This window comes from Paraburkholderia sp. J63 (assembly GCF_905220245.1).
Classification (GTDB): domain Bacteria; phylum Pseudomonadota; class Gammaproteobacteria; order Burkholderiales; family Burkholderiaceae; genus Paraburkholderia.
In genome coordinates this window covers 393,671-407,025 of record NZ_CAJMZF010000002.1, presented here as the reverse complement: position 1 = coordinate 407,025, position 13,355 = coordinate 393,671, and the positions used below count along the sequence as shown (strand labels likewise).

Annotated in this window: 10 protein-coding genes; 3 read left to right on the top strand and 7 right to left on the bottom strand. The window is 70.2% G+C overall.

The window, feature by feature from the left end; genetic code table 11:
* Nucleotides 1-26: 26 nt before the first annotated feature.
* On the top strand, nucleotides 27-401 hold the full coding sequence (locus tag U5775_RS04150; RefSeq protein WP_322056836.1) for a DUF2917 domain-containing protein: 375 nt from the start codon (nucleotides 27-29) through the stop codon (nucleotides 399-401).
* A gap of 58 nt (nucleotides 402-459) precedes the next feature.
* Here the strand turns inward: U5775_RS04150 and U5775_RS04145 are convergent, their stop codons facing one another.
* Nucleotides 460-1,737 carry a citrate synthase gene (locus U5775_RS04145; RefSeq protein WP_322056835.1) on the bottom strand — a complete coding sequence of 426 codons (1,278 nt, stop codon included), beginning with the start codon at nucleotides 1,735-1,737 and terminating at the stop codon, nucleotides 460-462.
* A 123-nt stretch (nucleotides 1,738-1,860) separates the two neighbouring features.
* Here U5775_RS04145 and U5775_RS04140 point away from each other — a divergent pair, with 123 nt between their 5' ends.
* Entirely contained in the window at nucleotides 1,861-3,348 is a 1,488-nt protein-coding gene (locus U5775_RS04140; RefSeq protein WP_322056834.1) for a CoA transferase, read from the top strand.
* A 108-nt stretch (nucleotides 3,349-3,456) separates the two neighbouring features.
* Here U5775_RS04140 and U5775_RS04135 read toward each other — a convergent pair whose 3' ends face one another.
* Complete coding sequence (locus U5775_RS04135) at nucleotides 3,457-4,203, bottom strand: GntR family transcriptional regulator (RefSeq protein ID WP_322056833.1); 747 nt, start codon at nucleotides 4,201-4,203, stop codon at nucleotides 3,457-3,459.
* 155 nt (nucleotides 4,204-4,358) lie between these two features.
* Between U5775_RS04135 and U5775_RS04130 the strand changes: the two genes are divergently transcribed.
* The gene (locus U5775_RS04130; protein ID WP_322056832.1) at nucleotides 4,359-5,216 is read left to right on the top strand and encodes an aldo/keto reductase; all 858 of its coding nucleotides are present in this window, start codon (nucleotides 4,359-4,361) and stop codon (nucleotides 5,214-5,216) included.
* Nucleotides 5,217-5,429: 213 nt separating this feature from the next.
* Here the strand turns inward: U5775_RS04130 and U5775_RS04125 are convergent, their stop codons facing one another.
* The 5 genes from U5775_RS04125 to U5775_RS04105 all read right to left on the bottom strand — a co-directional run bounded on the left by U5775_RS04125 (nucleotide 5,430) and on the right by U5775_RS04105 (nucleotide 13,026).
* The gene (locus U5775_RS04125; protein ID WP_322056831.1) at nucleotides 5,430-6,467 is read right to left on the bottom strand and encodes a hypothetical protein; all 1,038 of its coding nucleotides are present in this window, start codon (nucleotides 6,465-6,467) and stop codon (nucleotides 5,430-5,432) included.
* A gap of 537 nt (nucleotides 6,468-7,004) precedes the next feature.
* Nucleotides 7,005-9,314 (bottom strand): ABC transporter ATP-binding protein, encoded by a 2,310-nt coding sequence (locus U5775_RS04120; protein ID WP_322056830.1) that lies wholly within the window; start codon nucleotides 9,312-9,314, stop codon nucleotides 7,005-7,007.
* Nucleotides 9,311-10,177, bottom strand: a complete 867-nt coding sequence (locus U5775_RS04115) for an ABC transporter permease (protein ID WP_322056884.1) — start codon at nucleotides 10,175-10,177, stop codon at nucleotides 9,311-9,313. The genes U5775_RS04120 and U5775_RS04115 overlap by 4 nt, the downstream gene beginning before the upstream one ends.
* Nucleotides 10,178-10,220: 43 nt before the next feature.
* Nucleotides 10,221-11,261, bottom strand: a complete 1,041-nt coding sequence (locus tag U5775_RS04110) for an ABC transporter permease (RefSeq protein WP_322056829.1) — start codon at nucleotides 11,259-11,261, stop codon at nucleotides 10,221-10,223.
* A 124-nt stretch (nucleotides 11,262-11,385) separates the two neighbouring features.
* On the bottom strand, nucleotides 11,386-13,026 hold the full coding sequence (locus tag U5775_RS04105) for an ABC transporter substrate-binding protein (protein WP_322056883.1): 1,641 nt from the start codon (nucleotides 13,024-13,026) through the stop codon (nucleotides 11,386-11,388).
* Nucleotides 13,027-13,355 lie beyond the last annotated feature (329 nt).

Genomic DNA, 13,355 nt, shown 5'->3' with positions numbered 1-13,355 from the left:
GTTCGTCATCGGCAAGGAGCACGGCAATGCGCGAAATCCGTATTTTCGAACTGGAGCACGGCGAGCCCGCCGAGACCTGGCGGCTCGCGCAGGCAATGCAACTGCATGTGAGCGAGGGCGAGCTCTGGCTCACGCTCGGCGGCGACACGGACGACTACTGGCTGCGCGCCGGCGAGTCGATCCGTCTTGCGGCCGGGGCGCGCGTGTACCTGAGCGCCGGGGGCGGGGGCGCGCGCTTCATGCTCGCGCTGGGCGGCGCGTCGGCCGGCGAGGCGCGCGACATGGAGGCGCCGGCGCAGGTCCGTCGTGACCGGCGCGCCGGCGGGCTCGCGGGATGGGCCGCGCAGGCGCTGCGCGAGCGTGCGGCGCGGTTGCAGTGGGGCGTTAGCGCGGCGGGCTGAGGTACATCGGCTGAACTACATCGGCTGAACTGCGTCGGCTGAACTGCGTCGGCTGAACTCAACTCGCGTCGCCGGATTCGCCCACATAGCGCGCGCGTGGCCGGATCAGGCGGCCATCGGCGTTCTGCTCGAGCGCATGCGCAATCCAGCCCGTCACGCGCGCCGCCGCGAACAGCGTGAACGCCGCGCCGCGCGGCAACGCGAGCACGCGCTCGATGGCCGCGAGCGCATAGTCGAGCGTGGGCCGCGCGCCCGTGGTTTCGGCCACGGCGTGCGCGAGCGCATCGACTTCGTCCATCGGCGAGCGCGCGCTCGCGTGCTGCGCGAGCATGTCGAGCAGGAGCCGCGCGCGCGGATCGCCGTCCGGATAGAGCGGATGCCCGAAGCCCGGCAGCTTCGGCGTGGCGCCGAGCTCGTCCGCCGCGAGCCGCTGCGCGAGATAGCGGTGCACATCGTCGGCGCGCGCGGCTTCCTCGAAGAGCGCCGCCACGCGCGCGGTCTCGCCGCCGTGGCGCGGGCCGCCGAGCGCGGCAAGGCCGCCCGCCGCCGCGCCGAACAGGTGCATGCCGGTCGAGGTGATGCAGCGCACCGTGAACGTCGAGGCGTTGAGCTCGTGATCGGCGCACAGCACGAGCGCCGCGCGCAGCAGCTCTGCCTGCGTGCGCGAACGCAGGCCCCAGACATGCGCGAGCTGGCGGTGCAGCGGCTCGCTGGAGGGCGCCGCGCAGGCGAGCGCCGCGGCCAGCAGACGCATGAGCTGCGCGCCCGTTTCGAGTTGTGCGTCGCGGCCTTGCGCCCAGATGCGCGGCATTTGCGCGGCGGCGGCCGGCAGCAGCACGAGCGCGCGCTCGTGCGGCGAATGCGCGCTCCAGAGCTTGAGCCACGCCGACCATTGCGCGACGGCGATCGGCGCCGCGGGGGCCTCCAGCACGCGGCGCGGCGCGCAGTCCCAAAGCAGCGCCGCGACCTCTTCGAGCGAGGCGTGGCGCGCGAGCGCGACGGCGTCGCGGCCGCGGTAGAAGAGCTTGCCCTCCGCGATCAGCGTGATCGACGATTCGAGCACCGGCACGCCCCAGTCCAGTACCTTCTGTGCGACCTTGCCCGCGCGCTTGCCGTCGGCCTTGCGGCGCGCGAGGCGGCGCACTTCGGCGGCGGCGTAGCGGCGCGCCTGGGGCCTGGATTGTGGCCTGGACTCTGGCCCGGCGTTCCCGGCGCCAGGAATGGCATCGTCCGCGGGCGCCGAGGTGAGCATGCCGCGGCTCACATAGGCATAGAGCGTGGCCCGGCTGATGCCGAGCGCGGCGGCGGCTTCGGCCGCGGTCATATAGCTGGACATGGTGGCGCGCCTCATGAAACCGGAAAAATCGATCTATATTGATCATCATAATCAAGATTGATCGGATTGCGAGGACGCTCGTAACCTTGTTGCATCTCCCTCAAGCCGACAAGGACGCACGCCATGACGCCCCGCGACGCGCTCGAACACCTCTGGATGCTCGCGCATCCCCACGATGGCGCCCAGGATTCCATGGCGGCGCTCGACCTGGTCGACATCGAAGGCGACGATCCCGGCCTGCCCTCGGTGTTTCGCGTCGGCACGCTCGCGGCGGCGAGCATCGGCGCGGTGGGGCTCGCTGCGGCGCGCCTGCACCGGCTGCGCGGCGGCGCCGAGCAGCGCGTGGGCATCGACGTACGCCGCGCGCTCGCGGCGTTTCGCAGCGAGCGCTATCTGAGCGTCGATGGCGGCGCGCCGTTCGAATTGCGCCATCCCGTGACGGGCTACTTCGAAACGCGCGATGGCCGCTGGATACAGCTCCATGCGAACTTCGCGCACCATCTGCACGGCATCCTGCGCGTGCTCGGCTGTGCCGAGAGCCGCGACGACGTGGCCCGCGCCATTCGCGAGAACTGGGACGGCGCCGCGCTCGACGAGGCGCTCGCGCAGGCGGGACTGTGCGCGGCGCTCGTGCGCACGCCGCGCGAATGGGCCGCGCTCGAACAGGCGCACGCCGTGGCGAGTCTGCCGCTGTTCGAGATCGAGCGCATCGGTGATAGCGGCGATCGCGGCGCCGGCGATGCGTTCGCGCGCAAGGCCAGGGCGCGCCCGCTCGAAGGCATGCGCGTGCTCGACCTCACGCGCATCATCGCGGGGCCGGTGGCGGGGCGTGCGCTCGCGCATCATGGCGCCGACGTGCTGCTCGTCAACGGTCCGCATCTGCCGAACATCGCGCCGCTCGTGATCGACAACGGACGCGGCAAGCGCTCGGCCACGCTCGATTTACGCGAGGCCGAGGATCGTGCGCAACTGCACGCACTCGTGCGCGACGCCGACGTGTTCCTCCAAGGCTATCGTCCCGGCGCGCTCGCGGCGCACGGCTTCGCGCCCGAGATGCTCGCGCGCGAGCGGCCCGGCATCGTGTGCGTGTCGATCTGCGCGTACTCGCATCGCGGACCGTGGTGCGAGCGGCGCGGCTTCGACAGCCTCGTGCAGTCGGCGAGCGGGATCGTCTGGACCGAGAGCGTGGCGGCGGCGCATGGCGGCGCTCTGCCGTCGGCGCAGTTCGACGCGCCAGGCGTATCGTCCGGTGCGTCTTTCGACAAGCCGCGCCCGCTGCCTTGCCAGGCGCTCGATCATGCCACCGGCTATCTGGCCGCGTTTGGCGCGATGGTCGCGCTCGCGCGGCGCGCCGAGGAGGGCGGAAGCTGGCACGTGCGCGTGTCGCTCGCGCAGACGGGCCGCTGGCTCCAGACGATGGGCACGCTCGCGCAAGGCCAGCGCGCGCCCGACGTGCGTGCGCAGGACCTCGCGGACTGTCTGGAGGAATCGGCTACGCCGTTTGGCCGTGTGCGCGCCGTGGCGCCCGCCGAACGGCTCGAACGCACGCCGGCGTTCTACGCGCGCCCCAGCGTGCCGATCGGGACCGACGCGCCGCAATGGTCGGCGTGAGGTGATGCGACGTTGCGCGAGGCGACGCGAGCGGCGAGTGGTGAGCGGCGACTGACAGCCGATGCGGCGCGCGACGCGTCCTCACGCACGCAGCCCGTCGTCGCGGCTTTATTTGCGCAGCTCGGCGACGAAGTCGTAGTAGTCGTTGCGGCAATACGTGTCGGTGAGCTCGATGGCGCGCTGATCGGCGGTATAGCCCACGCGCGTGATGAGCAGCAGCGCCTCGTTCGGCGCGATGCTCATCTGCCGCGCGATTTCCTCGCTCGCGTTCACGGCGCGAAAGTGTTGCAGCGCGCGCACGATCGCGAGGCCGCGCTGTTCGAGAAAGCTGTAGAGCGAATCGCCGATGGAGTTCGGATCGGGGATCAGCGCGGCGGGGAAGGTCGAGTTCTCGACGGCCATGACGATGCCGTCGGCGAGGCGCAGACGCTTCAGGCGCGTCACGGCGGCGGCGGGCGAGAGGCCGAGCTGGATCACTTCGTCGCGGCTCGCGGGCTGGATCTCGCGCGAGAGCCAGCGCGAGCTGGGCGTGAAGCCGCGCTGGCGCAGCATCTCGCTGAAGCTCGTGAGGCGCGAGAGCGGGTCTTCGTAGCGCGGCGTGATGAAGCTGCCCGCGCCCTGGGTGCGGCGGATCATGCCCTGCTCGACCAGCAGCGCGATGGCCTTGCGCGCGGTGATGCGCGAGACGCCGAGCGCATCGGCGAGCACGCGCTCGGAGGGCAGCGCCTCACCGGCGGCCCAGCGGTTCTCGTGAATCGCATCGCTCAGCTTGCGCGCGAGCTGCAGATAGAGCGGCGTGTCGTTGTCCGGGTCCGGGCGCAGGCCGCGCCAGCGGTCTTCCGTGGGAGCGTTCATGGGAGGCAGGCGTGAGAGGCGAACGGCAATTTTATGTCATAGGCGGCGTGCCGCGGAAATGATGGACTTACTCGTCGACGCATGACCCTGCGCCGCGCGAGGCGATACACTGGCCGTTCGCTGCAAGCGCAGATTTGCATGGGAACCGAGACGACATGACGACAGATATCGCCAGTATCGCGCTGCCCGGCGGCGAACGGATCGCGAAGCTCGGGCAGGGCACGTGGGAAATGGGTGAGCGCGGGGGGGACTACAATGCGCGCCGCGCCGACGAAATCGCCGCGCTGCGCGAAGGCGTCGCGCTCGGCATGACCCTTATCGACACCGCCGAAATGTACGGCGACGGCGCGACGGAAACGCTCGTTGGCGAAGCGCTGCAAGGGCTGCGCGAGGACGTGTTTCTCGTGAGCAAGGTCTATCCGCACAATGCGAGCCGGCGCGGCGTCGAGCGCGCGTGCGAGGCGAGCCTGAAGCGCCTGAACACCGACCGGCTCGATCTGTATCTGCTGCACTGGCGCGGCGGCGTGCCGCTCGAGGAGACGGTGCAAGGCTTCGAGGCGCTCGTGCGCGCGGGCAAGATCCGCTACTGGGGCGTGAGCAATTTCGACACCGACGACATGGAGGAGCTCTTCGAGGTCCCGGGCGGCGACGCCTGTGCGATCAATCAGATTCTCTACAACGTCGCGCGGCGCGGGCCCGAATATGATCTGCTGCCCTGGAGCGGCGCGCACGGCATGCCGCTGATGGCGTACAGCCCCGTCGATCATGCGCGCCTGCCGAGGCGCTCGCCGCTCGACGACATCGCATCGCGGCACGGCGTGTCGATCTATCAGGTGGCGCTTGCGTGGGTGCTGCGGCAGCCTGGTGTCTGCGCGATTCCGAAGGCGGGGCGCGTCGATCACGTGCGCGACAACCGCGCGGCGCTCGATCTCGCGCTGAGCGCCGACGACCACGCGGCGCTGGATGCGTACTTCAAGCCGCCGCGCAGCAAACGGCCGCTGGAGATGCTCTAGGGCGCACGAGGGAAGCACGGCTGCACACTTTTCGGCTTCGAGGAAGACTCGTCTGAATCGCAGGTAATGAGGGGGAGGGGCGCTTCCGGCGACCGGCGGCGGCGCCCGGCCGGGGGACCGGGGCGTCGCCGCCGTTGCTGCCTGGAATGACGCGACCGGCCGTCGCGCCAATTCGGAGTGGTTGCGGCGGCCTGTTCGCACCGCCGTGCGAGCTCAATGATTGCCGCCGCCGTTGCCGCCACCGTAGCCGCCGCCGTGCCCGCCGCCCGAGCCGCCCGACGATCCACCCTTGCCGAATCCTCCACCGAAGCCGCCGCCAAAGCCGCCCGAGGGCCCCGACGGTCCGCCCTTGCCGAAGCCGCCCGAGGGTCCGCCTGACGGTCCCGAGGGTCCCGACGGTCCACCCTTGCCGAAGCCACCGCCGAAGCCGCCCGAAGGGCCTGACGGTCCCGATGGTCCGCCTTTGCCGAAGCCGCCTCCGAAGCCACCCGACGGGCCTGACGGACCGCCGTGAGAGCCGCAACCGCAACCGCTTGAACTACCGCCGCCGTTGTTGCCGCCGCCGCCATTGTTGCCGCCACCACCGTTGTTGCCGCCGCCGCCGTTGTTGCCGCCGCCGCCGTTGTTGCCACCACCACCGTTATTCCCACCACCACCGTTATTCCCACCACCGCCGTTGCTCGCGCCACCGCCGTTGCTCGCGCCACTACCCTTACCGCTGCTGCCACCACCCGAGTTGCTCGAACCGCTGGTCGAGCCGCCAACACCCGAAGTGCCGCGACCCGGCCCCGAACTCCCGCCGGAACCAGCGCCCGTGCTTCCCGACGCCCCGGCGCTGGCGGAGCTCCCTGTCGATCCGCCTCGGCCGCCGCCGAAGCCGCAGTTGCCCGCAGTCTTGCCGTAGCAGTTCTTTGGCTCGAACACGAGCGCGGCATCGGCCGCCGCGCTCGCCGCCTCCAGGGCGGCCGTGCCGGTGGCATTGCCAGGACCGGAGTGCGAGTCCGTCGCCGATGGCGCAGTCGTTGGCGGCGCGACGCCTTCAGCCGGCATGCCGGCGTCGGTGATGCCGGCCGCGCCGCTGGCAGGCAGCGCGGCGTCGGCAACGAGCACCCAGGTCGGAGCCGTGACGTCGCTGGCGGCATGCGCGCCCGCAGCCGGCAGGAACAGGCTCGCGCCTGCCGTGCCGATCGCAACGATTGCGAGCCCCCGGCTAACCCCGTAGCAGTACTGATGAAGAATCCTGTTGTTCATTGCTTCCTCCCGGGAAGCGATAGCATGTGTCCGCTTCGCTTCTCTTGCGCCCTGTGTCCGGCGCTGCACGGTTCACGCGCAGGCACCTTCCCCCGTCAGGCAAAACCGCTTCGCGCCGACGCGCGCTTCATGCTGTGCGATGGAACGTACAGCTTCGCCGGCGCGGGCGGTACACACGGCATCCGGACGGCTTCGCGCCGGTTGGCCGGTTCAGGCAGGAGTCCTTGCCGATTGTCGGTGCCCGTGTTCGGGGCGGCAGAAAGCAAGCGCGTCGTGCAGCCGGCCATCCGTTTGCCCGGTGCAACGAACCGCACGTTTCACGCTGATGGGCGGCGACCGGATGCCTGGTTCCGATGTAGCGAGTTCTGTGCCATCGGTCGGGGAAGTCCGCGCGTGGCGGACTTAACATTTACCCGACGATCCCAATGCCGCAAAAATCGATGAAAACGTTTCGACGATGAAACGCAGGTCTGCGGCACGACGATTTACGTTGCAAAAGCGGACAACGCAACGAATTTCGTCTGACCTTCGCGCGCGTCAGGGAGCGCTGGGCGCTGGGTCGGTCTCGGCCTGAAGCTCGCGCAATTGCGCAGCCGGAATGTGGCAGCGGATGCGATGGCCGTCGGCGTCCGCTTCGAAGGGCGGCGCGGCTTCGTCGCAGATCGCGCCGAGCTTGCGCGGACAACGCGCGCTGAAGATGCAGCCAACCGTGCCCCCTGTCGTGGCACTGGCGTTGCCCGGCATGCCGCTCGCGGATGCGTCGGCCGCAGTATCGCTTGCGGATGTATCGCGCGTGAGCATGTCGGGATTCAGCAGCGTTTCGGTATACGGATGACAGGGGCCGTTGAGCACGGCGCTCGCGGGGCCGCTTTCCAGCACGCGGCCGGCGTAGAGCACCATGACGCGGTCCGCGAGATAGCGCACCACGTCGAGGTCGTGCGAGATGAACAGATAGCTCACCCCGCGCTCGCGCTGCAGACGGGCGAGCAGGTTCAGGATCGCGGCCTGCACCGAGACGTCGAGCGCCGAGGTCGGCTCGTCGCAGATCACCACGCGCGGCTCGCCCGCGAACGCCTGCGCGATCGCCACGCGCTGCTTGAGGCCGCCCGAGAGCTGCCGCGCGCGCGCCGCGAGGTAGCGCACCGGCACGCGCACGGCGTCGAGCAAGGCGGCAACGCGCGCCGCGTTACGCGCTTCGGCGCTTTCGTCTGCTGCGCTGTTCGATGCGGTGCCCGCGTCTTCGTGCGGTCTTTCGTTCGCCGCGCCGTTTGCACCACCGTTCGCCCCATCATTCGCGGAACCGCGCCGCGCCTGGGCCAGCGCGCGACCCACGAGGCGTCGCACGGGCAGCGCGCGATTGAGTGAGGCGTCGGGATGCTGGAACACGATGCGCAACGCCTGCAGTTGCTGCGCGTCGCGCCGGGCGAGTCGCTCGGCGAGCGGCCTCGCGTCGAGTTCGACCGTGCCGCCGGGGTCGGCGGCATGGAGGCCGAGCAGGAGCTTCGCGAGCGTCGTCTTGCCGCTGCCCGATTCGCCGACGAGGCCCAGCGTTTCCCCCGCGCGCAGTTCGAGCGAGACGTCGTCGAGCACGCGCAACGCATGCGCGCCGCGGCCAAAGGTGCGCGAGACATTGGCCGCGCGCAGCACCACTTTCGCATCGTGTGCGTCTCGCGTGCGCGGCGTTTCCTCAGCTTGTTCGTTTGTCTGCGGGATCGACTGTACGGCTGGCGGCGCAGTCGTCTGTGCACTAGCACTCATAGCGGTCACATTGGCTGCGTCGCTTGCCTCGGCGATGTCGACGATGTCGGCGGCCGGCAATTCGATGGCCCGCTCGTGATAGTGGCAGCGCGACATCTGCTCGCCGTGCGCCGCTTCCATGCGATGGGGCGGCGGCGCGTGCTCGCGGCAGCGCGCGTCGGCGAGCCGGCAGCGCGGCGCGTAGATGCAGCCGTGCGTGAGCGTGCCCGGCGCGGGCAGCTCGCCGGGGATCGTGTCGAGCGCGCCGTGGGCCTTGTTGCGGCCCGGCGCGGGCAGGCAGCGCAGCAGCCCCACCGTGTACGGATGGCGCGCGCGTGCGAACACGTCGCTCGTGGCGCCTTCCTCCACGAGCCGCCCCGCGTAGAGCACGCCCACGCGCTCGCACATCTTGCGGATCACGGCGAGGTCGTGACTGATGAGCAGCACGGCCATGCCGAGCTCCGCGCGCAGTTGCGCAACGAGCGCGAGCACCTCGGCTTCCACGGTGGCGTCGAGGCCCGTGGTGGGTTCGTCGAGGATCAGCAGCGTCGGGTTCGAGGCGAGCGCCATCGCGATCACCACGCGCTGCTGCATGCCGCCCGAGAGCTGATGCGGCCAGCTCGCCATCACGCGCGCGGGATCGGCGATGCGCACGCGCTCGAGCATCGCGTACGACTGCGCGAGCGCGTCGGCGGGATTTGCACCCGCGGCTTCGAATGCTTCGCTCAACTGACGAGCGATCGTGAGCGTCGGGTTCAGCGCGCTCGCCGGGTCCTGATAGACCATCGAGACCGTGTGCGCGCGCAGCAGGCGCAGGCCCTCGCGATCGAGCGCGAGCACGTCGACGCCCGCGATGGCGATGCGCCCCGCCTTCACGCGGCCGTTGTGCGCGAGATAGCGCAGCACGGCGAGCGCGACCGTCGACTTGCCGCAACCCGACTCGCCGACGAGCCCGTACGCTTCGCCGCGCTTGATGCGCAGCGAGACGTCGGTGAGCACGTCGCGGTCCTTGCCGCGCACGCGGTAGGCCACCGTGAGCCCGACCAGCGCGAGCGCGTCGTCGGCGCGCGGCGCACTGAAGGTGGCGAGGGCGGGGCGCGCGTGACTCATGAGCCGAGCACCTCGCGCAGGCTGTCGGCGATCAGGTTGACCGCCACGACGAGCGAGGCGATCGCGAGCGCGTCGAACGCCACCGTCCACCACGCGCCGCCCGCGAGCAGCGTGTACGACTCGGCGAGCGCGAGGCCCCAGTCGGCGGAAGGCGGCTGGATGCCGAAGCCGAGAAACGAGAGCGTCGCCACCGCGAAGATCGCATAGCCGAGCCGGACCGTTGCTTCCACAACGATCGGCGGCCAGATGTTCGGCAGGATCTCCGCGAACATCACGTAATGCGCGCGCTCGCCGCGCAGCCGCGCGGCGGCGACGTAGTCGAGATGGCGCTCGGCGAGCACGGCGGCGCGCACCGTGCGCGCGACGAGCGGCGCGAAGGTAATGCCGATCACCAGCACGACGGCGAGATTCGACGCGCCCACGGCCGCGAGCACGAGCAGCGCGACGATCACGAGCGGCAGCGCGAGCACGGCGTCGAGCGCGCGCGCGACGAGCGTGCCGGCCCAGCCTTCGACATAGCCGGTCAGGAGGCCGAGCGCCGTGCCCGCGAGCGTGCCCGTCAAGGTGGCGAGCGGCGCGATCATGAGGATGTCGCGCGCGCCCACGATCACGCGCGAGCAGATGTCGCGGCCGAGCTGATCGGTGCCACACCAGTGCGTGTGATCGGGCGGCAGGAGCGAGCTGAGCGGGTCGGACGCATAGGCGTCGTGGGGCGCGATCCAGCTGCCCGCGAGGGCGCAGACGATCCATGCGAGCAGGATCAGCGCGCCCAGCACGAACGCGGGCGAGCGCAGCAACAGGCGCAGCGTCGCCGCGAAGGGCGCGGGCGCGGCCAGCGCTTCGTGCGCGGCTGCGTCGTTCATCGATTCGGACACCGTATCGTTCATGCGCCTTCCTGTGAGCCGTTCAGGAACCCTTGCGTGCGCGCAGCCGCGGATCGAACAGCGCGTGCAGCAGATCGGCGGCGAGATTTGCGAGCGTGTAGACGAGGCCCACCGTGAGCACGCCTGCTTCGAGCAGCGGAAAGTCCTTCGCCTTCGCCGCGTTGTAGATGAGCGAGCCGATGCCCGGATAGCGAAACAGCGACTCGACCACCACGAGCCCGCCGATCAGATAGCCGAGCTGCGTGGCCGCCACGGTCACGCTCGGCAGCAGCGCGTTGCGCAGCACGTGCCGCACGATCACGACGCGGCGCGGCAGGCCCTTGAGGATCGCGGTGCGGGTGTAGTCGGCTTCGAGCGCGTCGAGCATGCCCGCGCGCGCGATGCGCGCGAGATAGCCGAAGAACACGAGCACGAGCGGCAGCACCGGCAGCACGAGATGGCGCAGCGTGTCGAGCAAGCCGGCGCCTTGCGGCGCGACGGCCTCGATCGGCAGCCAGCGCAGCCAGATGCCGAAGACGAGGATCAGCGCGATCGACGAGACGAATTCCGGCACCGCGCTCGCGCACAGCCCCAGCGTGCTGACGAGCCGGTCGAGCCAGCGTCCGCCGTGCAGCGCGGCCCACACGCCGCCGCCGATGCCGAGCGGCACGACCACGACGAACGCGAGCAGCCCGAGCTTCGCCGATTGCAGCAGCGCGTCGCCCACCAGCGGCGCGACGGGCTGGCGGAAGGTCCACGAAGTGCCGAAGTCGCCGCGCAGCGCATGGCCGATCCATGTGACGTACTGGTCGAGCAGCGGGCGGTCAGCGCCGAGCTGATGGTTGAGCGCGGCCACGGCGCGCGCGTCGGCGAGCGGACCGAGCACCGCGCGCCCGATGTCGCCGGGCAGCAGCTGGCCGCCCGCGAACACCAGCACGGAAAGCAGCCAGAGCGTGAACAGCGCCCAGACGGCGCGCTGCGCGAGAAAGCGCGCCACGCCGGCGCCGCGCGCCGCACGCAGGGGGCTCGCGCCGGGCGGATTGCGCGGGGCGGTCGAGGGCGGTCTCGTCAGCGGTGTAGCCATCGGACTCCAGATGCACGCGTTGCGGGCCTGAACGTGCGGGAAGCACGCTTGGGTGTAGCGTCGTCGGGCGGCGCGCGGCGTTGCGTGAGCACGCCACGCCGCCACGTCGCCATGCCGCCCGCGCTTACGCCGCGAGCGTGGCGCGGTCGAAGTAAAGCTGCGCGAGCGCCGTGAAGTGCACGCCCGAAAGCGCGGTGCGCTGCGCGATCAACTGGTCGTAGAAGTACGGAATGATCACCGGCGTCTCGTCGAGCAGCAGCGTCTCGATTTGCGCGGCCACCTGCTTTTGCGCGGCCACGTCGAGCGTCGCCGCGAACTGCGCGACCAGCTTGTCGTACTGCGGGTTGCGAAAGTGCGCCGCATTCCACGTGCCGCCGCTCGTGAGCGGCGCGTTGAGGAACACATTGGGCACGCCGCGATGGCCGTAGTCGGTGATCCCGAGCGGCGAGTCGAGCCAGTCCGATTTGCCGTAGGTGCCCGCGCCGTAGTACTGCGACTGGCTCTCGACCTTCAGCGCGATGCGCACGCCGATCGCTTTCGCCGCGTTCTGCACGACCACGGCAAGATCGGGAATCTCCATGTACTTCTCGGTCGTGAGCGTGACGTCGAAGCCATTGGCGAGCCCCGCCTGCGCGAGCAACTGGCGCGCCTTCGCGAGATCGATCTTGCGCTGCGGCACCGTGGTGGCCGTCGACGGGAAGATCGGCGCGAACGGGCTGTCGTTGCCCACCACGGCGCGGCCCTTGAAAAGCCCGCGCACCAGCACGTCGCGATCGAGCGCGAGCGCGAGCGCCTGGCGCACGCGCTTGTCCTTGAACGTGGGCACGTCGTTGCGCATATGGATCTGCCGATGCGCGCTCGAACGCACGCCGATCACCTTGAAGTCGGGATTGTTCAGGATGCCGATGCCGCCCTGCACGGTGAAGGTGCCCATCACGTCGGCCTGCTGGCCTTGCAGCGCGAGAATCTGCGCCTGCTCGTCGGCGTAGAACGCGAACTGCACGCGCTCAGGCAGCGCTTTTTCGCCCCAGTAGGCGTCGTTGCGCACGAAGCTCGCGCCGCGCCGCGTCTCGTAGCGCTCCAGCTTGAACGGCCCGGTGCCGATGAAGCTCTTTTCGTAATTGCCCGCGTAATTCGCGGGCAGCAGCACGGCGTTGTAGTTGTCCGAAGAAACGTAGTAGGGGAAGTTGCCATTGGGCGCGTCGAGATGGAACGCGACGGTATGTTCGTCGACCAGTTTCGTGCCGCCCTTCGAGAGCACGCCCTTGAGCACCGAAAGCGCCGCCGAGCCGCTTGTCGGATCGGCGAGCCGGTCGAACGTGGCCACCACGTCCTTCGCGCCGAACGGCTGGCCGTCGTGGAATTTCACGCCGGGGCGCAGCTTGAAGGTCCAGACGTCCGCTTTCGCGTTGGGCTGCCACGAGAGCGCGAGGGCCGGCTGCAGATGGCCGTTGGCGTCGTCGTTGGCGAGGAATTCGCCGGTCTGGTTCAGGAGGCACAGCGCGCCCGCGTCGGTCACGGTGAGCGGGTCGACCGCGCCCGCCGGCATCAGATGCGCGACGCGGATGGTCTGGTTGCCGGGCTTCGATGCACCGGACGTGCCCTGAGCGTGCGCGCCGCGCGGCACAACGAGGCCGCCGAGCGCGAGCGCGAGGCCCGAAAGCCCGAGCACGCCGGCGTGGCGCAGCAACTCGCGGCGCGTGAGCCGGCCGGCGACGAACTCGTCGATGGCATGGTTGCCGTAATCGCCGGCGTCGCGGCGCAGCGCGTCGAACGCGTGCGAGCGAGGCGTGGGCGGCGCTTCATCCGCGCGAGTCGATTGAGGCAAGGGCTGCGAAGAAGGCGTCGCTTGCCCGGCGAGCGGCGAACGCGGAGCAACCCCGGATGGGCTGGATGAGCGAGATGGCTTGGACTGCTGACGTTTCATCGGCGCGGGTTTCCGTGCGGTTCCGTGGAAGGGCGCCGCCGCAATGGAAGCGGCAGCGACGGCGGCATGCGGTACTGCTGACGACGAATAGCGTTCAGTTTACGCGTTTTCGGCGCTCTTCGGCGAGATGGACATAGCCGCAGTGGCGCGACGGGGTTGTACCGGAT

Bases quoted from the DNA above. Each gene is read 5' to 3' on its own strand.
- U5775_RS04110 (WP_322056829.1), bottom strand. From the start codon at position 11,261: ATGGCTACACCGCTGACGAGACCGCCCTCGACCGCCCCGCGCAATCCG.
- U5775_RS04145 (WP_322056835.1), bottom strand. From the start codon at position 1,737: ATGTCCAGCTATATGACCGCGGCCGAAGCCGCCGCCGCGCTCGGCATC.
- U5775_RS04150 (WP_322056836.1), top strand. From the start codon at position 27: ATGCGCGAAATCCGTATTTTCGAACTGGAGCACGGCGAGCCCGCCGAG.
- U5775_RS04130 (WP_322056832.1), top strand. From the start codon at position 4,359: ATGACGACAGATATCGCCAGTATCGCGCTGCCCGGCGGCGAACGGATC.
- U5775_RS04135 (WP_322056833.1), bottom strand. From the start codon at position 4,203: ATGAACGCTCCCACGGAAGACCGCTGGCGCGGCCTGCGCCCGGACCCG.
- U5775_RS04140 (WP_322056834.1), top strand. From the start codon at position 1,861: ATGACGCCCCGCGACGCGCTCGAACACCTCTGGATGCTCGCGCATCCC.
- U5775_RS04120 (WP_322056830.1), bottom strand. From the start codon at position 9,314: ATGAGTCACGCGCGCCCCGCCCTCGCCACCTTCAGTGCGCCGCGCGCC.
- U5775_RS04115 (WP_322056884.1), bottom strand. From the start codon at position 10,177: ATGAACGACGCAGCCGCGCACGAAGCGCTGGCCGCGCCCGCGCCCTTC.
- U5775_RS04125 (WP_322056831.1), bottom strand. From the start codon at position 6,467: ATGAACAACAGGATTCTTCATCAGTACTGCTACGGGGTTAGCCGGGGG.